General features: G+C 46.0%; 18 protein-coding genes. 15 read left to right on the top strand and 3 right to left on the bottom strand.

The genetic code is table 11. The features are described 5' to 3' along the window. The first annotated feature begins 235 nt into the window (after positions 1-235). The 4 genes from K401_RS0103535 to K401_RS0103520 all read left to right on the top strand — a co-directional run bounded on the left by K401_RS0103535 (position 236) and on the right by K401_RS0103520 (position 3,884). Positions 236-1,321, top strand: coding sequence for a TRAP transporter substrate-binding protein (locus tag K401_RS0103535; RefSeq protein ID WP_024291680.1), 1,086 nt, complete (start codon positions 236-238; stop codon positions 1,319-1,321). A gap of 67 nt (positions 1,322-1,388) precedes the next feature. Further along, positions 1,389-1,913 (top strand): TRAP transporter small permease, encoded by a 525-nt coding sequence (locus K401_RS0103530; protein WP_024291679.1) that lies wholly within the window; start codon positions 1,389-1,391, stop codon positions 1,911-1,913. Continuing rightward, complete coding sequence (locus K401_RS0103525; protein ID WP_024291678.1) at positions 1,913-3,205, top strand: TRAP transporter large permease; 1,293 nt, start codon at positions 1,913-1,915, stop codon at positions 3,203-3,205. Before K401_RS0103530 ends, K401_RS0103525 begins: the two co-directional genes overlap by 1 nt. 187 nt (positions 3,206-3,392) lie before the next feature. After that, positions 3,393-3,884, top strand: coding sequence for a YcxB family protein (locus K401_RS0103520; RefSeq protein ID WP_024291677.1), 492 nt, complete (start codon positions 3,393-3,395; stop codon positions 3,882-3,884). On the opposite strand, the gene sdaAA is transcribed toward K401_RS0103520, so the two are convergent. The 3 genes from sdaAA to K401_RS0103505 form a co-directional block, all read right to left on the bottom strand. Continuing rightward, entirely contained in the window at positions 3,879-4,775 is an 897-nt protein-coding gene (sdaAA, locus tag K401_RS0103515; protein WP_024291676.1) for an L-serine ammonia-lyase, iron-sulfur-dependent, subunit alpha, read from the bottom strand. The two genes, K401_RS0103520 and sdaAA, sit on opposite strands and share 6 nt — an antisense overlap. 61 nt (positions 4,776-4,836) lie before the next feature. Next, a complete protein-coding gene (sdaAB, locus tag K401_RS0103510) occupies positions 4,837-5,496 on the bottom strand; it encodes an L-serine ammonia-lyase, iron-sulfur-dependent subunit beta (RefSeq protein WP_024291675.1) in 660 nt (219 codons plus the stop codon). A gap of 39 nt (positions 5,497-5,535) precedes the next feature. Next, positions 5,536-6,333, bottom strand: coding sequence for a histidinol-phosphatase HisJ family protein (locus K401_RS0103505; RefSeq protein ID WP_024291674.1), 798 nt, complete (start codon positions 6,331-6,333; stop codon positions 5,536-5,538). Positions 6,334-6,530: 197 nt separating this feature from the next. Here K401_RS0103505 and K401_RS0103500 point away from each other — a divergent pair, with 197 nt between their 5' ends. The 11 genes from K401_RS0103500 to gap all read left to right on the top strand — a co-directional run bounded on the left by K401_RS0103500 (position 6,531) and on the right by gap (position 23,036). Continuing rightward, positions 6,531-9,233 (top strand): GH36-type glycosyl hydrolase domain-containing protein, encoded by a 2,703-nt coding sequence (locus K401_RS0103500; protein WP_024291673.1) that lies wholly within the window; start codon positions 6,531-6,533, stop codon positions 9,231-9,233. A gap of 66 nt (positions 9,234-9,299) precedes the next feature. After that, positions 9,300-9,704, top strand: coding sequence for a hypothetical protein (locus K401_RS0103495; protein WP_024291672.1), 405 nt, complete (start codon positions 9,300-9,302; stop codon positions 9,702-9,704). A gap of 57 nt (positions 9,705-9,761) precedes the next feature. Next, a complete protein-coding gene (locus K401_RS0103490) occupies positions 9,762-11,498 on the top strand; it encodes a cache domain-containing sensor histidine kinase (protein ID WP_024291671.1) in 1,737 nt (578 codons plus the stop codon). Then, positions 11,473-13,041: a response regulator gene (locus tag K401_RS0103485; RefSeq protein ID WP_024291670.1), complete on the top strand. Its 1,569-nt coding sequence runs from the start codon at positions 11,473-11,475 to the stop codon at positions 13,039-13,041. The genes K401_RS0103490 and K401_RS0103485 overlap by 26 nt, the downstream gene beginning before the upstream one ends. A 104-nt stretch (positions 13,042-13,145) precedes the next feature. Continuing rightward, the gene (locus K401_RS0103480) at positions 13,146-14,471 is read left to right on the top strand and encodes an ABC transporter substrate-binding protein (RefSeq protein WP_024291669.1); all 1,326 of its coding nucleotides are present in this window, start codon (positions 13,146-13,148) and stop codon (positions 14,469-14,471) included. 67 nt (positions 14,472-14,538) lie between these two features. Next, positions 14,539-15,432 carry a carbohydrate ABC transporter permease gene (locus tag K401_RS0103475; protein WP_024291668.1) on the top strand — a complete coding sequence of 298 codons (894 nt, stop codon included), beginning with the start codon at positions 14,539-14,541 and terminating at the stop codon, positions 15,430-15,432. Positions 15,433-15,448: 16 nt separating this feature from the next. Continuing rightward, positions 15,449-16,270: a carbohydrate ABC transporter permease gene (locus K401_RS0103470; RefSeq protein WP_024291667.1), complete on the top strand. Its 822-nt coding sequence runs from the start codon at positions 15,449-15,451 to the stop codon at positions 16,268-16,270. Positions 16,271-16,277: 7 nt separating this feature from the next. Then, complete coding sequence (locus K401_RS0103465; protein ID WP_024291666.1) at positions 16,278-19,397, top strand: hypothetical protein; 3,120 nt, start codon at positions 16,278-16,280, stop codon at positions 19,395-19,397. A gap of 63 nt (positions 19,398-19,460) precedes the next feature. Next, complete coding sequence (locus K401_RS0103460) at positions 19,461-19,988, top strand: GNAT family N-acetyltransferase (protein WP_024291665.1); 528 nt, start codon at positions 19,461-19,463, stop codon at positions 19,986-19,988. A 224-nt stretch (positions 19,989-20,212) separates the two neighbouring features. Further along, entirely contained in the window at positions 20,213-21,883 is a 1,671-nt protein-coding gene (locus tag K401_RS0103450) for a Na/Pi cotransporter family protein (protein WP_024291664.1), read from the top strand. A 121-nt stretch (positions 21,884-22,004) separates the two neighbouring features. After that, positions 22,005-23,036, top strand: coding sequence for a type I glyceraldehyde-3-phosphate dehydrogenase (gap, locus tag K401_RS0103445; RefSeq protein ID WP_024291663.1), 1,032 nt, complete (start codon positions 22,005-22,007; stop codon positions 23,034-23,036). Positions 23,037-23,106: the final 70 nt, after the last annotated feature.

Raw genomic sequence — 23,106 nt, 5'->3', positions numbered from 1 at the left:
TCATGGGTGGTGTTCTTTTTTCATATTAGTGGAAGCTGCATTCTTATATATTAAAATATTTCTCAATAGAGAATTGCTCTGCCTAGCCAACTAAAACACATGTGCATTAATTTTTTGTAAAGATTTGGGCGAATTATGTTAAGAAGATGTTAAAAAAATACTAGGATTCTTAAAAATTTACGGTAGTACTTCCTTTTTTTCCATGTTAAGATTGAAAAAAAGGAGGGTTCATAACATGAAAAAAAGAGCAATTAGTGTTTTAATGTTGGCTGCACTGACAGCCGCATCTCTTTCGGCTTGCGGCGGTTCCAATAAAAATGCAGCCACAACTGAAGCGGCCACAACGGCAGCTTCTGGGGAAACTACAAAAGGGGAAGAGTCCAAGGATGCTGCTTCTGCAGATCCTGAAGTAACATTGGTGTATGCCGAGGTTAATCCCCTGGATACCATTGTAGGAAAGACCGATCAGGCGTTTAAGGATAAGGTAGAGGAATTATCTGGTGGATCGATTAAGATAGACTTGCAAGCCAGTGGTGTTTTAGGAGCAGAGAATGACGTTCTTGATACCATGCTTGGCGGCGGCGGAACCATTGACATGTCCAGAATCTCCGCATTTGCTTTGACCAGCTACGGTGCAACCAAATCCAAACTGCTGTCTATTCCTTATACGTTTGCAGGAAGAGATCATTACTGGAAATTCGTAAACAGTGATCTGGCTCCCGAATTCTTAATGGAGCCCCATGATCTTGGATTAGGAGTAAGAGGTCTGTTCTATGGAGAGGAAGGCTTCCGTCATTTCTTCTCAAAGGATCCGGTAAGCAGCATGGAAGATTTAAAGGGAAAGAAGATCCGTGTTTCCAGTGACCCGGTTATGACAGGTATGGTAAGTGCTTTGGGTGCCAACCCCACAGTAGTCAGCATGAACGAGCTTTATTCTGCTCTTCAGACCGGTGTTGTTGATATTGCAGAGCAGCCCATCGCAAACTATAAAGGCAATGCATTCCAGGAGGTTGCTCCTAATCTGATTCTGGATGGACATACTCTTGGTGCCATTCAGGTTATCATTGCTGATGAATCCTGGGACAAGCTGACCGGGAACCAGCAGAAAGCTATGATCGAGGCGGCTCAGTATGCATCTGACTTTAATAAAAAGCTTTCCCAGGATGAAGAGAATAAAGTATTGGATGAGCTGAAAGCTGCAGGTGTCAATGTGGTAGACGTTACCGACATCACACCATGGCAGGAGGCCTGCAAGGATGTAATTACTGAAAATACAAAGGAAAACGCAGAGCTATATCAGCAGATCCTTGATATGAAATAATCAGTTTCAAAAGAAGGGCACAGAAGCCTTAGCCTTCTGTGCCCTGATCATTAGAAAGGGGATCTTTATGCCAGAAATATTTAAAAAGATTGACAAAATAAAGCCTGCTTATGACATGACTTATAAAGTTGTTCTGCTTATATGTAAGCTGCTTTTGATCGGCGATGTTCTGATCACCAGTATGTCGGTTGCGGGCCGGTACATTTCCTTTATTCCCGATCCTGCCTGGAGTGAGGAGGTCGTTCTGACCTGTATGGCTTATATGGCGGTTCTTTCCGCAGCCCTTGCGATCAGGAATGGTTCTCATATCCGTATGACTGCTTTGGATTCTTATCTGCCGAAGAACCTGCTAAAAGCCCTGGATATCCTGGCTGATGTAGCGGTCTTTGCTTTGGCGGTCATCATGCTTACTGTAGGCTGGAAGTATGCTGCCGGTATAGGAGCCAAGGGATTTTATACCAGCATGCCGTGGCTGTCCAGGTTCTGGATGTATTTCCCGGTTCCGCTGGCAGGTGCTGCTATGATCATTTTTGAATCAGAGGCCTTATATAATCACATAAAAAGTATCTATGTAAAGGAGGGAAATCTGTAATGAGCGGCAATATAGTAATTCTTATTTTATTGGGTAGCTTCTTTCTGATGGTACTCCTGCGTTTTCCAATTGCTTATGCAGTAGCTCTTTCTGCAGTGTTCTGTCTGCTTTCCCAGGGAAAATCCTTCACGATCATCTGTCAGCAGATGGTGAAAGGAATCAGTTCCTTCAGTCTCATGGCGGTACCGTTCTTTATTACCATGGGAGTTTTAATGGGATCCGGCGGCATTTCCGAGAAACTCATTGCTTTGGCCAATGCCTGTGTGGGATGGATGCGGGGCGGAATGGCCATGGTTAATATCGTTGCTTCCTATTTCTTTGGAGGAATTTCCGGTTCCGCCGCTGCTGATACGGCTTCCTTAGGCTCCATTCTCATCCCTATGATGGTGGATCAGGGCTATGATGATGACTTTTCAACAGCTGTGACCATTACCTCCTCCTGTGAGGGACTTCTGGTACCTCCCAGCCACAACATGGTCATCTATGCGACTACGGCAGGCGGAATCTCCGTTGGAAGCCTGTTCCTTGCAGGTTATATTCCCGGAGCCATTCTTGCACTGTCTCTCATGATAGGTTCTTATATTATCTCTGTAAAGAGAAACTATCCAAAGGGAGATAAATTCAGTATCAAGAATCTTGTGAAACAGCTTGGAGTATCCTTCTGGGCCCTGGCAGCCGTGCTGATCGTTGTGTTCGGTGTGGTAGGAGGCGTGTTTACGGCAACGGAATCTGCTGCTATTGCAGTTATCTATAGCCTGATCGTCAGTGTGTTCATTTACAAAGGTCTGGACTGGAAAGGCGTATGGAAGGTTATGGAGGATTGTGTCAACACCCTTGCCATTGTTCTAATCCTGATTGCCACCTCCAATGTATTTGGATATTGCCTGACCACACTCCATGTTCCGGATCTGGCGGCAAGTGCCATTACCGGAATAACAGACAATCCGATTCTGCTGGCATTGCTTTTGAATCTGATCCTCCTGATATTGGGATGTATCATGGATATGTCACCCATCATCCTTATTGCAACGCCTATTTTGCTTCCTATTGCAACCTCCATTGGCATTGATCCGGTCCAGTTCGGTATTATCGTGGTGTTGAACTGCGGCATCGGTCTTCTGACTCCTCCGGTAGGGGCCGTGTTGTTTATCGGTTCTGCGGTGGCCAAGCTCCCAATGGAAAAAGTTGTTAAGGCGACACTTCCCTTTTATGTTTGTATGATTATCACGCTCTTGCTGATCACCTTTGTTCCGGCCATCAGCTTAGGGCTGCCTTCCCTGTTGGTAAAATGATGATCCTGCAGCGCCCCGGCGGGCAATGGTAACATGAACCCATAAGAAGGCTATGGAATCAGGCATTTCTTTTATTAATGCCTGATTCTATTTTTTCATAATGAAATACACTTGGGGTATACTTTAACCGAATCAAGCAGCAAAGCGGATTGCGGACATCCGCTTGACTCAGGAAAGGAAGAAAGAAATGAAATACCAATATACTTACAGGAATACGGCGTCAGATATCTGGCAGTTATCCATGTACTATATTTATGGTTCCATGGTTGGTGTGTGCAATATCATTTTTACAGCGGCAGTTTTTGCTCTTGGAGTGGCCAGATGGAATTCATCCGGCCTTTTTTTCAAGATCTGTGTAATCCTGGGCTGCTGCCTGTTTCCGTTGATTCAGCCTGTTTTAGCTTATTGGAAGGCGAGGAACCAGGCTGCTGCCATCAGACAGGATACCTTGGTGCGCTTTGACGATAAGGGGATTTATGTGAAGCTGGGAGAGAACTGTTCGGAAACCAGGTGGGAAAAAATCAGGAGAGTTGCCCGGAAACCCGGCATGATCCTGATCTTTTCCGATTCCACTCATGGTTTTGTGTTGACAAACCGGGTTTTAAAAGAAGAAAAAGATGAATTTTACGCTTATGTTGTCTCAAAGATCAGAACAAACGGCAAGGGGACGGCTTCATGATGAAGGGGAATCCGAGCCAAAAATCTGCTTGCGAAGACGGCACCCTGTAGGGGTGGCGGCAAGGCCGCCTTCAGAGGTTTCTTTTAAGGAGGAGGACATCATGTTTCCCACCTGTTTCATGGCCAGGATCACCTCGTCTGCTGGGATGGCACTTGTGATCCCGGCACAGGCAAGCTCTGAGGCGGTAAAGGCATTGGCAACACCCATGGCGTTGCGCTTAATGCAGGGAACCTCCACCAGGCCTGCCACCGGATCACACACCAGGCCCATGGTATTTTTAAGGGCAATGGCGCAGCTGTCAGAGACCATCTGGGGAGTGCCGCCGAAGATTTCCGTAAGGGCAGCCGCCGCCATGGCGGATGCAGAGCCTACCTCTGCCTGACAGCCGCCTTCTGCACCGGCAATGCTGGCGCATTTGGCAATGACCATGCCAATGGCTGATGAGGTGAACAGGGACATGATGATGTCGTGTTTTGGAAGATCAAATTCCTCCATCACGGAAATAAGGGCTGCCGGAATGACTCCGCAGGAGCCTGCCGTAGGAGCAGCCACGATCTGACCCATGCAGGAATTATATTCCGTCACGGCCAGAGCCATGCTGATGGCATTGCCCAGAAGATGACCGTAATGGTTCTTTCCTTCGTCCACCGCCTTTTTTAGTCTGGCGGCAGCGCCTCCGGAAAGCCCGCTTGGAGAGCGGAGGGTTTCATCCATGCCGTCTGATACCGATTGTCTCATAACTTCAAAGCTGTTTTCCATGGTGGAGTATACGGTCTCTTCGGTGGTTTCCATATCCTCGGCCTGCTGTGCCAGCACGATTTCCGATATTTTTTTATTGGAAGATGAAGCGGCTGCCACAAGCTCTTCCACGGAATTATATTTTAATTGCATAGATTCCTCCTGTTGAGTATGCTTCTGACACGGTATCCCATTTCTGCTTCAAGGGACCGTGTCAGTTTAGTTTTAACAAAATTGTGTTATATACATGAGGGATGGTTTGGATCTGGGAGACAAGGGACTGGTCAAAATCAGAATCCATCTCAATGGTCATGATGGCAAGTCCACGTTTTTCCTGTCTGTTTAAACGGAAATTGCAGATATTGGCATTGCCTAAGGCCACCAGGTTTGTGACATGGGCAATGATACCGGGAACATCCTGGTGCATGACAATCAGGGTGGTGTTCTGCCCGGTAAAATAAACCTCCATGTCATTTACCTTGGTTATAACGATGTTTCCGCCTCCAACGGATGCTCCCTGGACGGAAATGCTGCTGCCATCAGCCGAGGTTAAGGTGACAAGCGCCGTGTTTGGATGGGCATTTTCAATGGTGCCGGTGCGGAATGTGATGGATATTCCCTGTTCTTCTGCCGTCTCAAGGCTTGTACGGATTCCCGGGTCCCAGGGGTCCAGTTTTAAGATCCCCCCTACCATGGCTTTGTCTGTGCCGTGCCCTTTATAAGTTTTTGCAAAGGAGCCGTGAAACAGGATATCTGCCTTTGCCACAGGAGCACCTAAGAGCAGGGCGGCCGTTTTGCCGATACGGGCGGCGCCTGCCGTATGGGAGCTGGAAGGCCCGATCATGACAGGGCCGATAATATCAAATACATTCATTGCAATCCTCCAATTCTGAGCATGGTTTCTCTCATTCGTTTATATTGGCTTGAATTCCGGATTGCGTCCGCGAAATTCAGTATAATAGGAAAATCCGCATTGCTTTAAAAGCTCCCTGGCTGTATGAAAGTCCGCGCCTAAATCTTCCGGTATGTGGGCATCGGAGCCTATGGTTATGATCTCCCCGCCTAATTCCTTATACCGCATTAATATTCTGTCACAGGGGTTTGGCTGTCCGATCCCTTTCCGGAGTCCGGCTGTGTTGCATTCAATTCCCTTACCCCGTTCTATAATGGCCCTTAAAATGCCGTCAAGAATATCCCGGTAGGCTTCGTAGCTGTAGTAAAGAGCCTTATTGGGGCCATAACGGACAATGTAGTCAATGTGGCCTGCCACATCATAGTTGTCAATATTTTTCACATTATCCAGTGTGGCCTGGAAATATTGAAGATATGCCTCCTGTTCCTCTCTTCCTTCAAAAAATTCAGGATAAGCAGGATCCTTTCTATTAATGAAATGAGTGGAGCCGATAACAAAATCAAAGGGATAGGCTGATAACAATTCCCTGTAATATTCCTTTAAATGAGTCTGAAGTCCCAGCTCAATCCCTATGCGAAGATCGATCCGGTCCTTATATTCGTCTCTTAAGGCAGACATTGCCTCAAAATACTGATCCGTCTGAAGGGTAAAATCAATGACAGAATCCACGTCATAATCATGGTGGTCCGTAACGCAGAGGGATGTCATTCCAAGGCTTAAGGCCCGCTCTAGCTGGGCACGCATGGGAGTTTGGGAGTCTCCTGAAAAATCCGTATGAAAATGGTAGTCTGGCAGCATGGGGTTCTCCTTTCAAAATTAAATTCATTATAATCAATCTCAGGAAGAAAAGCAACGCAGGAGAGCGGAGTTTTTACCGAAAGGAATCTGATAAAGTAAAAAAAATCACCTTTTCAGCAAAATAATTAAATTCAGTAATCCATCCGCTTGGGATATACTTTAAGAAAACTACCCGCTTGAAAGGATGGGAAATTGGGATGAAATATGAGTTTAAGGGAAACCAGGGCGATTTTTATATGGAAAATCCGGACCTGACCAGTTATTTATATTTTCCCCTGGCAAATGAGTCCGGGGTAATGAGCTGCGTATCTCCTGACCTGGGAGGGGACAGCAAGATGGATCAGAATTCCTTTTTAATGCCTCCTGTCAGCTGTGAAAATCTACATAACGACAAATCCTCCAGAAATGTATGGTGCAGGGTTGACGGCAGGGGGTTATGGTCCCTGACCGGCCGTTCATCCTGGCAGCAGGCTCAGCTGTTTTCCGATCATAAGGAATCAGCGGCTGTGGAAGCGGGCTTCATGCATCATAAGCTGACCAGAACTTTAAAACAGCTGGGCCTAAAAGGGACTATCAGCAGCCTTGTTCCGGCCACCGGAGAAAAGGCCGAGCTGATGAAGATCCAGATTGAAAATATTTCCGGCGAATATAAAAGTATTCAGATAGTCACAGCCATCCCTCTCTATGCCCGTTCTGCGGATAATATCAGGGACCACCGGCATGTGACGGCTCTTCTCCACAGAATTAAAACAACACCTTCCGGAGTCATTGTGACTCCTGCCATGACCTTTGACGAACGGGGTCATAAGAGAAACCACCGGTCTTACGGCGTATTTGGAGGGAATGAATTCCAGCGTCCTGTGGGATATTACCCGGTTTTAGAGGATTTTATAGGGGAAGGCGGAAATCTTGAAAATCCAAAAGCCTTATATGAAAACCCGCTGAAGCCTCAGGGTGTGGATTTTGAGACAGGCGGCTATGAAGCTCTTGGAGGGCTTTGCTTTCAGGAATGCAGGATAGGGCCGAAGGAAAAGGTAACGTATTTTGTGGCAATGGGATATGGAAATACGGAAGAAGAGCTGATACAAAGCTGTGAGCAGTTTCTTAATGAAAGGGCGTTTGACAGGTGCTGGGAACAGACCGCAGATTACTGGAATAACAAGGTCAATGTGAGACTGAACACAGGAAACCATGTCTTTGACCTTTGGATGCGGTGGGTAAGCTTTCAGCCCATGCTGCGGAGAATTTACGGCTGTTCCTTTCTGCCTCATCATGATTATGGAAAAGGAGGTCGGGGGTGGAGAGATTTGTGGCAGGACTGTCTGGCATTGCTGATGATGGATTCGTCAGGGGTCCGTCAGATGTTAATTGACAATTTCGGCGGGGTGCGTATGGATGGGACCAATGCCACGATTATCGGAAGTGGACAGGGAGAATTTATTGCGGATAGAAACAACATTGCAAGGGTTTGGATGGATCACGGGGTATGGCCCTTTTTAACCACGGAATTATATGTCCATCAGACCGGAGATCTTGGGATCCTCCTGGAAAACAACAGCTACTTTAAGGATGTTCAGGTTTGCCGCGGGGAGGAAAAGGATCTTAAATGGAAGGCAGAAGACGGGGAGCGGCAGCGGGATGGCGAGGGTCAAATTTATTCAGGAACAATCCTTGAGCATCTTCTGGTTCAGAACCTCACATCCTTTTATGATGTGGGAGAGCACAACCACATCAGGATCAGGGGGGCGGACTGGAATGATGCCCTGGACCTGGCTTCCCAGCGAGGGGAGAGTGTGGCATTTACCTGTATGTATGGGTATAACTTAAAGGGGCTGGCTGATTTTCTGGAAGAGCTGAAAGCCCAGGGAACGGAGGAATTGGAAGTTGCCCAGGAGATAAGGCAGCTGTTAACAGAGGACAGGGCTGTTTACGATGATATTGGTAAGAAACAGGAAATACTGGCTCATTACTGCAGAAGCTGTTCCCACCGCATTTCAGGAAAAAAAGCAGTCATAAATGGAGAGGAATTGCAGGCAGATCTGCGGGCAAAGGCTTCCTGGATATTTGATCATGTAAGAGAAACGGAATGGATTTCTTCCAGGAATGGGTATGGCTGGTATAACGGATACTACGACAATTCCGGAAACAAAGTAGAGGGAGAAGGGGCAGCAGAGGTGCGGATGATGCTCACCAGTCAGGTCTTTTCCCTTATGTCAGGAGTTGCAACGGACCGGCAGGTGGGGGAGGTCGTGAAGGCTTCCCATGCTCATCTATACAAAGAGGACATCGGGGGATACCGGTTAAATACGGATTTCCATGAGGTGAAAATGGATTTAGGCAGGATGTTTGGTTTTGCTTACGGACATAAGGAAAATGGAGCAGTTTTTTCCCATATGGCGACGATGTACGGAAATGCCCTGTACAGGCGGAATGCTTCCAGGGAAGGATATCATGCCCTCATGTCATTATTTGATCATTGCAGCAATTCCGAAAAGAGCAGGGTATACCCGGGAATTCCCGAATACGTGGATGCCAGGGGAAGAGGGGTGTACCACTATCTGACAGGAGCCGCCAGCTGGTATCTTGTTACGGTTATCACTGAAATGTTTGGAATCAGAGGGCAATATGGGGATCTGGTTTTTAAACCCCAGCTTTTAAAAGAGCAGTTTGACTGGCAGCATGAGGCATGGGCATCCCTGATATTTGCCGGTAAAAGCTTGAAGGTCATTTATAAAAATCCCCGGAGTCTGGATCCGGAAACCTATAGGATAACCGGTATCTCATTAAATGGGATTCCCTGCCAACCCTTAAACAGGGATTGGGGCATTGGGAGAGAAGAGCTTTTAAAGCTGCCGGGTCAGGAGCTTCATACCATTACGGTTGATTTGAATGCAGAATAAGCAGACCGGATTCAAAGCCAGGCGGTGCAGGGGCAGGGGAATGGCTGCTTCATTCAGGAGGACAGAGTGGATAGAGAATTGATTGATATCATTAAGATTTCCCAAGAGGGATATACCCCTCTTGTGGATTATGAAACATGGAGAGTGGCTGTGCTGCGGTATTGTGATGATGTGAGAGCAGAACGCCTGGTTTCCATGCAGAGACATCTGGAGACAGATGAGGTGTTTGTATTGCTGGAAGGGAACTGCGTTCTGATTTCAGGCGGAAGAGGAGACCGGCCGGGAGAGGTGGAATGTGTGAGAATGGTAAAAAACCGGCTCTATAATGTGAAGAAAGGAGTCTGGCATACCCATGCCCTGGATGAGGAAGGAAGCGTCCTGATTATTGAGAATCAGGATACCTGTGATAAGAATTCTCCTACTGAGCTTTTAAGCAGGGAGCAGATCAATGCAATCCCAACTTTCTTTTGACATTCCCCGGCAAAATCGCTAGAATAAGGGTAAAAAACGTTTGAATGGGAGGCTGCTATGGCTGGTTTGATGGATGCATGGAGGAATATGAGGATTAAGACAAAAATCCTGATTATGTATTTGACAGTCGTATTATTATCCTTTGTGATCACCTTTTCCGTCATATCCGTCATTAACAGCTCTTATACGAAAAAAGAGATTCTTAATGCAGGCACTCAGACGGTCAGCGCCCTGAAGGGAAACTTATCCCTGATCTTTGATAATGTGACCCAGTTCTCCAACCTGATCTATTTTGATAGAAATGTTCAGGAGGCTTTAAGAAATGTTGACAACAGGGCCATTGATCCGTCCATTCAGAGGACTATCAAGCAGAGCCTGGTCAATATGATCCTGTCAGGAGAATATATCTCCAGCGTGCTGATTATGGATTCCTACCATAATGTATACAGCTCCTATAAAAAGACACCCAAAGGCATTCACGGGGATAAGGCTCTGGAGTCTGAGTGGTACCGGAACTTAAGTGCGCACAATGGAAACGGTTTTTTTATGAAGGGCAGCGAAGGGGTCATTGAATTTTATGGAGACACTCCCTACATTACTTATATCCGTGAAATACGGGATGAAAATACATATAAACCATTGGCGATCCTGCTGGTCACGGTCAATGAGGAAACCATACGCAATTACTTTAACGGGGTCAGTAATTCCAGTGACAGCCACTTTTATATCCTGGGAGATGAGAATGAATACATTGTGGCACCTCAAAACCCGGAACAGCAAAACAGTGAAAACCGGCTGGTGATCACCCAGGATATCGGCATTGAAAACTGGAAGCTGGCCGGCTCCTTTCAGATGGATAATATGACGGCCATGGCGCCCTATTATTCCACAGTTATTCTGCTGATCATGTGCCTTAATGTAATTTTTGTATTTGTCTGCTCGGTCATGCTCACCCGTTTTATCTTCCGCCCATTATTAAAAGTGGAAAAGCATATGATGCTGGTGGAAAAGGGGCAGTTTGATGAAATGGAGGTGGACCGGCAGAAAAATGAAATCAATAACTTAAAGCGTGTATTTAATCATATGGCAAGGTCCATTAAGAATCTGATTTTAAAGGTAAAGGAAGAAGAACAGATCATTGCAAAGGTGGAGCTTGATCTGCTTCAGGCTCAGATCAATCCTCATTTCCTTTACAACACCCTTGATGCGGTATCCGCGCTGGCTCTCATGGGGGATTATGATAATTGCTTTAAAATGACCCAGGCTTTGGGCAGCTTTTACAGGAACAGCTTAAACAGCGGATTGGATTTTATTACGGTAAAGGATGAGATCAGCTGCATTCAAAGCTATCTGACCATTCTGAATATCCGGTATGACAATGAAATTAAGGTAGAGGTGGATGTGGAAGAAGAGTTAAAGGAATGCAGAATATTAAAACTGCTTTTACAGCCTTTGGTGGAGAACGCCGTCCACCATGGAATCAAGCCAAGGGAGGGAAAAGGTACCATTTCCATTAAAGCCTTTTCCGATGAGGATGAAATTATTTTTCTGGTGTCTGATGACGGGGTCGGCATGAGCGAAGAAAAGATCGAGGAAATTATGGATGGCCGGACAGTGACCGGCAAGTCGGGATTCGGCCTTTATAACCTGATGCAGCGGATCACCCTTTATCATGGGATCAAGCAGCCGGTCCTTATTCACAGCGAGATGGGAAATGGAACGGAAATAGCAGTAAGAGTAAAGCGTATGGGAGCAAAGGGGCTGGAGCATGGAGATCAAAGTTCTGATTGTTGATGATGAAAAACTGGAACGGGTACTGATTAAAAGAGGATTTCCATGGGAAGATCATGGATTTTCGGTCATAGGGGAGGCTTCCTCAGGAATGGAAGCATTGGAATTTATCAAGTACAGAAAGCCGCAGCTGGTTCTAACCGATATCAGTATGCCCCATATGGATGGTTTGGAGCTGGCAGAACGTATTTCAGCTCTGGATGAGAGCATTCATGTGATTATGATCACAGGATACCGGGAATTTGAATACGCAAGGCGGGCGGTGAAGCTGGGGGTGGAGGATTTTCTTCTTAAGCCCATTGATATGAATGAGCTGAAAGAAATCACTCTTAAGATCAGGGAAAAAATCATAAAGGAAAAGGACCGTAAGAATGAGGTGGAGATGTTAAAACAGAGCGTTTCCGCTGACCAGGACATATTAATGGAAAGTTTCTTTCAACGGCTGGTAGAAAAGCGGACCAGTGAGGAGGAAGCGGCAAAAAAGCTCCTTGCCTATGGCTGTGAGGCTCTGCTGGAAGGTTGCTGCTGCCTTAACATCCACTTAAAGGAAGAACGGCCGGGGGAAGCCCAGGCCGGGCTCCATAAAAGGGCGATGGACCTCCTTGGCGAAAATTCCATTAACGGAACCATATCTTTTCTTCATTATATGAAAAATATCATTCTGTTTTGTACGGCAGGAAGCTTAAATGACGGCGGGGAAATCGCCTGGAAGATCCATCAGATGCTGGAGGAAAATCACATTGATTCCACCATTGGCATCAGCCGCAGCCATCAGGGCTATGAGGGAATTGCAGAGGCCTTTGCCCAGTCGGAGCATGCTCTCAGCGCATCGGTGCTGTTAGGGGATAACCGGATCATCACTTACGAAGAATACATGCACATCATGGAAAAAAATCCGGATAAGCTGGCTTTTGACTGGGAGGATTTTCTTTTTTCCCTGACCAATGGAATTTCCGACAAGGTGTCCGCTGCGATCGAGGATTATGTGAGTGGGGTCAGGAATTCAAGGGTAACGGAAGTGGAGTATTTAAGGCTTACGGTTATGGATCTCATGTCAAAGGCGGGAAGCACCCTTAATAAGTATGGGGTCAGCTTGGAACAGCTCATCGGGGAAGACCGGTTGTATGAATCCATACAGTCCATCCAGACGGTGGAGGAGTGCCGTCCGTTTCTGGATGAATCCATCCGAATGATTCTCAGCTATCATAACAGCAAAAAGACAAAGCAGGGAAATAAGGTGGTAAACGAAGCCCTGGAATACATTGATGAAAACTTCTGCGATCCCGCGCTCTCTCTTAAAACCGTTGCCTCGGAGGTCTATTCCAATGAAAGCTATTTAAGCAGGGTGTTTAAAAAAGAGGTGGGTCAGAGTCTGATTGAATATATACTGAAAAAAAGAATCGAAGAGAGCATCCGTCTCCTCAATACCACGGATTTAAAGGTTTATGAAATAGCGGAAAAGGTGGGGTTCCGGGATTCCCACTACTTTGGTATCTGTTTTAAAAAGCACGTGGGAGTGACCATTAAGGAGTTTAAGCAAAGGTAGTAAAATTTCTAACCTTTTGGGTCAAAATATTAAATTGAGTAACAAAGGGAGTTTCGGTATACTGATACCATCAGGAAACAAAGAAAACCCAGGAGGAGATTGAGATGAAGAAAAGGTTATTGAAAAGAGTTTCAGCCGTTGCACTTATGGTGGCTCTGGCAGCAGGAATGACCGGCTGCACAGGCAAAGGCAGCGCCGCTCCCACAGCAGCAGGCAGTATAACAGACGGAAAGACGGAAAAGACCGTATTAAATGTATGGCACCAGTGGTCCAATGATACCAATGAATTGAAGAAAAAATATGACGAGGCGGTTTCCGCCTACTTGGCGGAAAACCCCAACATAGAAATCAACACCCAGACCCTGGATACGGAAGCTTATAAGACTAAGATTTCCGCAGAGTTTGCTGGAGATGCAAAAGGGATCGATGTGTTCTACTACTGGGGGGCAGGAACCGCAAGAAAGATGATCAATGCGGATAAACTCCTTCCTCTGGATTCCTATATCACGGATGAGATCAAGGGGAAATTGCTTGAGGGGTCCACGGCAGCTTTTGAATACAATGGAAAGACATATTCTCTTCCCTCCTTTTCCTGGTACATGACCTTATACTGCAATAAGGCTTTATTCGGTCAGGCAGGAGCAGAGCTACCCGATACATATGACAAACTGGTATCAGCAGTTGAAAAGCTGAAAGCCCTTGACGGAGTGACTCCTCTGGCTTCCGGCGCAAAGGATGGCTGGAATGCCGCATTCATTTATCAGGCGCTGGCATTAAGGACCGTAGGGGCAGAAGGAATCAACAAGATGCTCTCCGGCCAGGCTCCCTTTGAAGGAGAGGGTTATGCAGAAGCTGCCGATAAGGTGCAGGAATTATACGAGATGGGCGCATTTGGAGCCAATCCTCTGGAACAGAGCAATGATGATGCCAATGCAGCTTTTGGAACCGGAAAGGCCGCTATGAGGCTTATGGGAAGCTGGTTTGCAAACGGCATTTATACGGATAAAGCCATTACCATCAATCCGGAGGATGTGGTTGCAATGAAAATCCCCATGATTTCCGGCAAAGGAAATGAAACCGATTATTGCGGCGGATTCGTAGAATCCTTCTGGGTGAATAAGAGCTCCAAAAACCCGGATGAGGCGGCCAAATTTGCAATCTATATAAACCAGAAGATGGGAGAGGCTGCGTACCAGACAGGCACAGGCTTCAGCGGCTGGAAAACAGAGGTGGATGAAAACGGCTTAAATCCTCTCTTTGTACAGATCAAGGATCTTCTTTCCCAGGGTAAGACCTCAGTCCTTGCATGGGATACCTCTCTTGATGCGGAGCCTGCCACCATCCATAATGAACAGGTGCAGACCTTATTTGCACCGGGAGCAGATACCGGTGAGTTTATAAAGGAACATGAAGCAGCTATTAATAAGTAAGTAAGAGCAAGGGGGTATCGCTTACAAAAACAGGCGATACCCGTTTTTTGCCCAAAGGAGATTGATTATGAATAACATGTTGGGAAAAAAGAGCTTTGTGGCCTGCTTTGTGCTGCCTGCGCTCATCCTGTTTATCAGCTTCAGCATCATCCCCCTTTTTATCTCCGGAGCCTACAGCCTTTTCCAGTACGATGGCATGGGGAAAATGGAGTTTATCGGGCTTGGGAATTATATCAGGCTGTTTGCAGAGGACCGCCACTTTGTGAAGGCCGTTTTAAATTCCTTTCTTTTAGTAAGCGCATCCTTAATCATTCAGCTGCCCATTTCCCTTTTACTGGCAATGGTTCTGGCAAGAGGGGTAAAAGGAGAAAAGTTCTTCCGCACGGTTTACTTTTTGCCTGTGGTTATATCCAGCATGGTAATCGGTCAGCTGTGGATGAAGATGTTTAACAGCGAATATGGACTTTTGAATAACTTGATCCGGGCATTGGGAGCTTCTGATTTCAATTATTCCTGGCTTTCCAATCCTAAAACAGCATTTCTCTCCACATTGGTTCCTGCTGTGTGGCAATATATCGGCTATCATATGCTGATCTTTTATGCAGGGATCAAATCCATTTCACAGGATTATTATGAGGCGGCTCAAATCGACGGAGCCAGCAAGTGGCAGGTGAATACAAAGATCACCCTGCCCCTCCTGGCCCCTGTTATCAAGACCTGTGTCATATTCTCCATTACCGGTTCTTTGAGGGCCTTTGATCTCATCTATGTCATGACCGGGGGCGGACCCAACCATGCCAGTGAAGTGCCGGCAACCCTGATGTACAATAACTTATTCCGCAGAGGCTTATATGGGTATGGAAGCGCACAGGCATTTTTCATTGTAGTGGAATGCCTGCTGTTTACCTTTATTGTGAGCAGGCTGTTTAAAAAAGCGGAAGAAAATGCATCTGCCATATAAATGAGGAGGCGGTCCTATGAAGATTAAAAAAAAGATAAAGTTTTTGCTGCTGTGCCTCATTGCACTGACTCAGCTTTTCCCCTTATACTGGCTTTTTACCTTTTCCTTAAAAAGCAATGGAGAGATTTTCGGAGAAAACCCCATCGGGCTCCCCTTGGTCTGGAGATGGGAAAATTATGGAAACGCATTTACCCAGACAAACCTGATCCGGTATTTTTTAAATTCCGTATTCTATTCCATGGCGACAGTGGTTGTTGCAGGACTTTTGTCTGCCATGGCTGCTTATGCCATAGCCAGGATGAAATGGAAGCTTAAATCCCTGGTATTCGGAGTTTTCGCATTGGGAATCATGATTCCGGCTCAGGCTGCCCTGCTGCCTCTGTTTCAGGTCCTTGACAAAGCCGGTTTAAAAGGCGGGTATTTAGGGCTTTTGATTCCTTATATTGCCGGGGCGCTTCCCATGAGCATCATGATATTAATCGGATTTTACAAAAGCATCCCAATGGAAATTGAGGAGGCTGCCTGCATTGACGGCTGCGGGATTTTCCGGTGTTTTGCGGCCATCATACTTCCCATTGTCAAGCCTGCTCTTGCCACTGCCTCTATTTTTACCTTTTTAGGGACCTGGAATGAGCTGATGTTAGCCAATACCTTTGTGGACAGCGACCGGTACCGGACCCTGCCCGTAGGCATCATGTCCTTTGCAGGCCAATATTCCACTGATTGGGGCTTAATCGGAGCGGGCATGGTCATAGCCACCCTGCCTACCATTGTTATTTATTTTATGCTGAGCAATCAGATCCAGGATAGCCTGGTTGCAGGTGCGGTGAAAGGATGATAAGACTATGTTTGATTCAAAAGGAAGATTTATTATAGAAAATTATAGCCAAAAGCCGGTATTTTCCAGCTTTTTGCCGGGAATCAGCGGAATTTACGGCATCCCTCTCTGGTGTTTTTATACCAACAGGGGTCAGGCAGTTGCAAGCTTTGGAGTGGAAAACAAGAATCATTCCATTATGGAGTTTTATCCGGCCCACCAGGCATACCAGCTTGTGAGGAACATGGGGTTTCGCACTTTTATTAAGGTTGGGAGCGAGTTATACGAACCCTTTCGGCTGGATTCTGTGAAGACCCGGATGTATGTGGGAATGAATGAGCTGGAGCTGGAAGAAATCAATCATGATACAGGCTTAAAAACCAATGTCCTGTATTATACCCTGCCTGATGAAGAGATAGCCGGTCTGGTGAGAAGGGTGACAGTACAAAATATTTCCCGGCAGGAGCTGCGGCTGCAAATACTGGATGGAATGCCTGGAATCCTCCCTTATGGCATCGGATTAAAAGAAATGAAGGAAATGGCACAGACCATGAAAGCCTGGATGCAGGTGGAGGACGTGGAAAAGAGGATGCCTTATTACCGGGTAAGATACAGTACAGGAGATTCTGCAGTTGTTTCAAGGGTGGAAAAGGGAAATTTCATGGTTTCTTTATCAGAGTTCGGGCAGCTGCTGCCAATAATCGCAGATCCTGAGCTTGTGTTTGAACACGATACGTCATTGGAACATCCGATAGGCCTGATCCGTCACAGCCTTGAGGAACTTCTGCAAAAAAAGCAGATCACTCAAAATCTTGTGCCTTCCGGTTTTGCCTGTATGACCAGGATCCTGTCTGCCGGTGAGGCAATGGAGTGGAACAGTGTGGCAGGCCAGGCCTCAACCAAAAAGATCTTGTCAGATTATGGGAAAGGGAATCTGGACAGGAGCTATTTCGAAGACAGATACAACAGGGCAGCAGAAAAAACGAGGGAACTGGGAAGTTTCATTGATACGAAAACCTCTGATCCGGTTTTTGATGCTTATTGCAAGCAGACTTATATAGATAACGTGCTGCGGGGCGGGTTTCCAATAAAAGCAGGGAAGGATTCCGTCTTTTACGTGTATTCCAGAAAGCATGGGGATATGGAACGGGATTACAATGATTTTTCCATGTTTCCGGAATATTACTCCCAGGGAAACGGAAATTTCAGAGATGTAAACCAGAACCGGAGAAGCGATGTTTTATTCACGCCCTATGTAAAGGATCATAACATCAAGCTGTTTTATAATCTGCTGCAGCTGGACGGGTACAATCCCCTGGTGGTCCGCCAGATCACCTATCAGGCCCTCCGGACTGATGAGATTCTTAAATTTGTGGGAGAGGAAGGCAGAGGCTCTGTGGAAGGATTTTTCCAAAAGGAGTTTTCCCCGGGAAGTCTGTTCGCTTTTCTGGGACACCACTCCATTTCCTTAAAATGCGGCAGGGAGGAATTCCTCAGTGCAGTGACAGAGCACAGCAGACTTAAATTTCACGCGGATTTTGGGGAAGGATACTGGACTGACCACTGGACATATCACATTGATTTGATTGAAGCCTACCTTTCCGTTTATCCTGAAATGGAAAAACACCTGCTGTTTTCTGATAAAAGCTACACTTATTATGAATCAAGGGCGGTTGTAAGACCGCGCCATGAGCGTTATGTAAAGACGGAACGGGGGATCAGGCAGTACCACGCCCTTTGTGAGGACCGGAAAAAAGAAGATTTAAAGGAAACGGTATTCACTGATCATGGAAAGGGAACCGTTTATGTCACAAACCTGATGACAAAGCTGGCGGTAATAGCTGCCAATAAAACCGCTTCCTTAGACATGTCCGGCTTAGGGATAGAAATGGAAGGGGGAAAGCCCGGCTGGTACGATGCATTAAATGGACTGCCGGGTCTCTTAGGCTCCTCCATGCCGGAAACCTTTGAGCTGTACCGTCTGCTGAAATTTATGGAAAGCGCTCTGGAACGGTTTGAAGAAGGGGTTACAGTGCCGGGCGAGCTGTATGATTTTATCAAAGGTCTGGATAAAACCTTTACAACCTATGAGGAAGAAGCTAAAATCAAGCTGTGGGTATGGAATGAGTGCAATGATTACAAGGAGCATTACAGAGGGATTATTGCCAAAGGAGTCCGGGGAGATGAGGCATTCATTTCCGGACAGGAGTTTCTGGGAATCCTTGGGAAGTGGATTTCCTATGTGGAAGACGGCATCCAATCAGCCTGCAAAAAGGATGGAAGGATTCCTACTTATTTTATTCATCAGTTTGACAGCTATGAATTGGCTGGGAACCATATCATTCCTGAAAATCTGCAGGTCACTGCCCTTCCTCTGTTCCTGGAAGGATTTGTCCGGTATATGAAACTGCCCGTATCCAGGGAAGAAAAATTGTCCTTGTACCAAAAAGTTAAGGAAACCGGATTATATGATTCCAAATTGAAAATGTATAAAGTCAATGAGTCCCTGGACAATGCCCCCTTTGAGATCGGGAGAGCAAAGGCATTTTCACCCGGCTGGCTGGAAAATGAATCCATCTGGCTTCACATGGAATATAAGTATCTGCTGGAATTGCTCAAATCAAAATTATATGATGAATTCTTCCGAGATTTTCACAATGCATGCATTCCGTTTTTGGATGAAGAGAGATACGGAAGAAGCCCTCTGGAGAATTCTTCGTTTCTTGTGAGCAGCGCAAATGCCGATGATAAGCTTCATGGAAGAGGCTTTGTGGCAAGACTCAGCGGTTCCACTGCTGAATTCCTGCAAATTTGGCAGATTATGATGTTTGGAGAAAAGCCCTTCCGCATAATAGAGGGGCAGCTTTGCTGTTTTTTTAAGCCTGCAATTCCCGGATATCTCATACCGGAGAACAAAACCGTTGAAGCCAGATTTTTAGGAAAAACCAGGGTCGTCTATCAGTTTTTTGAGAAGCAGGATATGATTCCGGGCTGCTACCGCATTGAGGGGATGGAACTGGAATACTTTGATGGGCAAAAATCAGAAGAAAAGGAAGCCGGGCTTTTTGGAGCGGCTGCCATGAAACTAAGAGATGGAAAGGTGAAATCTCTTGTTATAAAGCTTGGAAAAGCAAAGGGTATCTCATAGGTTAAATAGGCTCGCTCCTGCATTCATACCAGTCGTAAAATTCTGAAAGGTTAAAGGTTACATATGAACATTCTTATTGAGAAGGGAACAAAATACCATATTGATCAGCTTGAGCAGCTCTATGACGATCTGAATGACTTTCTGGAGAACAGCATTAACTATCCCGGTTGGATAAAAGGCATATATCCTACACGTGAAGATGCAGTTAACGGTATTGCAAATGACAATCTTTATGTAGCAAAAGCTGAAGGAAAAATCGTGGGTTCAATGATATTAAGCCATGAGCCCGAACCTGCATATCATAAGGTTCAATGGGGAATACAAGCTGACTGCTCTGATATATTTGTGATTTATACTTTCGCTGTTCACCCTGGGTATCTTAAAAATGGAATTGGCATGGCATTGATGAATTTTGCGGTTCAGCATGGCATGAAAGAACACGCAAAAGCCATCCGCCTTGATGTTTATGAAAAGAACCTGCCTGCTGTAAGGCTGTATGAAAAATGCGGTTTTAAGTATGTGGATACTGTGGATCTGGGGCTAGGAAAATATGGACTTCATTGCTTTAAGTTATATGAAAAAATACTGTAAATTTCTCCGCGGCAAAAGCCGCCCGCTGGTTTCCGGTCAGCAGGGCGGTTTTTTTGTCGGAATGGGGCAGTTGTTTTACATAGATTTCACCCAAATTTTACATATTTTTTAAAAAACATTGAAAAATCAATTCCGCCTATGCTATATTTTAAACGGTGCGTCTTCCGGAAAGGGAGAAAAGCGCCGGAATAAAACCATAATCAGTGTTTATAAGGAGGTAACACATGTCTATAAATGACATATCGAGTCTGTTTGGTTTTCTAGGGGGACTGGGAATGTTCCTGTATGGCATGAACACCATGGCGGATGGAATGCAGAAGAGTGCAGGAAGCAGGATGAGCCGGTTTTTGGGAATGCTTACAAACAACCGTTTCCTGGCGGTGCTCTTAGGGGCGCTCATAACAGCCATCATTCAGAGCAGCGGGGCAACCACGGTTATGGTAGTGGGTTTTGTAAGTGCAGGAGTGCTGAATCTGACCCAGGCGGTAGGTGTTATCATGGGAGCCAACATCGGTACCACCATTACGGCCTGGATTGTATCCATGAATCAGCTGGGAGATGCATTTTCCATATTGCAGCCTTCCTTTTCAGCTCCTCTTTTTATTGGAATCGGAGCGGTCCTTCTTTTGTTCGGCAAAAAGCAGAAGATGAAAACCATAGGGGAGATCCTGGTGGGCCTTGGCATGCTGTTTATCGGCTTGGATTTTATGTCAGGAGCGATTTCACCTTATACCGATGCTCCCATTTTTTCTGAAGCATTCCGCCTTTTAGGGAGAAACCCCTTGCTGGGTATGCTGATCGGAGCCATGGTAACAGCACTGCTCCAAAGCTCTTCCGCATCGGTGGGAATTCTACAGACTCTTGCCATGAACGGGGTGGTTACTACCAATGCGGCTATTTTCATCACCCTTGGGCAGAACATCGGTTCCTGTGTTACAGCCCTCATTTCCAGTATCGGCGGTTCCAGGACTGCAAAGCGTGCGGCAGTGATCCACTTGTCTTTTAATGTGCTGGGAGCCGTTACTTTCGGCATAGGTTCCTTTGCCCTTTTTATGGTCTCCCCGGCGTTGGCGGCCCATAACATTACGGCGGTACAGATTTCCATCTTCCATACGTTTTTTAACCTGACAAACACCCTTCTTCTGTTCCCGTTTGCAAAGCAGCTGGTGAACTTATCCGGGTTGATGATCCCGGAAGACAGAACCGGTGAAGGGGAATCGGCAGGGGAAGAAGCCGTGACCATGAAGCATCTGGATGAGAGAATTTTTGAAACCCCGGCTTTTGCTGTGGAAACTGCCGCCATGGAAGTAGTACATATGGGACAGATTACCATGGAAAATGTGAAGCGGGCAATGGATGCGGTCATAACGAAAAATGCGGATGAAGCGAAAGAAGTGTATAAAACAGAAAAGACGATCAATAATATGGAAAAGATGCTGATCGAATATCTGGTCAAAATCAACAATCTGTCCCTGACAGAGGAGCAGAAACTGGTAGTCAACAACTTATTTTACAGTGTCAATGATATCGAACGGGTGGGTGACCATGCGGAGAACCTGGCGGAGCAGGCGGAATATATGATCCGGCATGAAATCAGCTTCTCCGATACAGGTGCTTCTGATTTACAGGTCATCTGCCAGGCAGCCTACAAATCTTTCTTCCATTCCATAGAGGCCAGAAGAAAAGGGGACATGGAAGATGTCCGGAAGGTGAGCCAGTGGGAAGATGAGGTGGATCTTTTGGAGGAAGAGCTGAGAGAAAAGCATATTGAACGGCTTTCTGCGGGAGAGTGCAATACTTCTTCAGGCGTTGTGTTCCTGGAACTTATAAGCAATCTGGAACGGATTTCCGACCATTCCTATAATCTGGCCAGCTATGTGAAGAATGAGCTTTAGGGTAAGCGGGGAATTTAAAATAAAAAAGGACTTGCTATTTACTGGATTATTAGGTAAAATAAAGGGTAGTTGATTATTATTTAACAATCAAATTAATTTTATTCTTAGGAGGAATTGAATTATGGCAGTAAAAGTGGCGATTAATGGTTTCGGCCGTATTGGCCGTCTTGCATTCAGACAGATGTTTGGCGCAGAAGGCTATGAAGTAGTAGCTATTAACGATTTAACAGATCCAAAGATGTTAGCGCATTTATTAAAATACGACACTGCACAGGGCGGATACGCTGGATACTATGGTGAAGGTATTCACACCGTAGAGGCTTCCGAGGACTCCATTACTGTAGATGGAAAGACCATTAAAATTTATGCTCAGGCAAAGGCTGCTGAACTTCCATGGGGAGAGATCGGTGTTGATGTAGTTCTTGAGTGTACAGGATTCTATTGCTCCAAGGACAAGGCTCAGGCTCACATTGATGCAGGCGCTAAGAAGGTTGTTATCTCCGCTCCGGCAGGAAATGATCTTCCAACCGTTGTTTACAGTGTAAACGAGAATATCTTAACAGCAGATGACAAGATCATCTCCGCTGCTTCCTGTACAACAAACTGTCTGGCTCCTATGGCAAAAACTCTTAACGATTATGCTCCGATCCAGTCCGGCATCATGAGCACAATCCATGCTTACACTGGCGATCAGATGATCCTTGACGGACCTCACAGAAAAGGCGACTTAAGAAGAGCAAGAGCAGGCGCTGCCAACATCGTTCCCAACTCCACCGGTGCTGCAAAGGCAATCGGCCTGGTTATTCCGGAATTAAACGGCAAGTTAATCGGTTCCGCACAGCGTGTTCCGGTTCCTACAGGCTCTACCACCATCTTAATAGCAGTTGTTAAGGGTACAGACGTAACCAAGGAAGGCATCAACGCAGCTATGAAGGCAGCAGCATGCGAATCCTTCGGATACAATACAGATGAGATCGTTTCCTCTGATGTTGTTGGCATGAGATTCGGTTCCTTATTTGATGCTACTCAGACCATGGTTTCCAAGATCGGCGATGATTTATATCAGGTTCAGGTTGTTTCATGGTATGATAATGAGAATTCCTATACAAGCCAGATGGTTCGTACAATTAAGTACTTTGCTGAATTAGGCTAATGATCCACAAAGGGTCCGGTCGTTATGGACCGGGCCTTTTATTTTTTAATGTTTGAAATAACAGTAAATG

The organism is Lacrimispora indolis DSM 755, from assembly GCF_000526995.1.
Classification (GTDB): Bacteria; Bacillota; Clostridia; order Lachnospirales; family Lachnospiraceae; genus Lacrimispora; species Lacrimispora indolis.
Note: the sequence above shows the minus strand (reverse complement) of the source record. Positions and strands in the feature narration are given on the sequence as shown.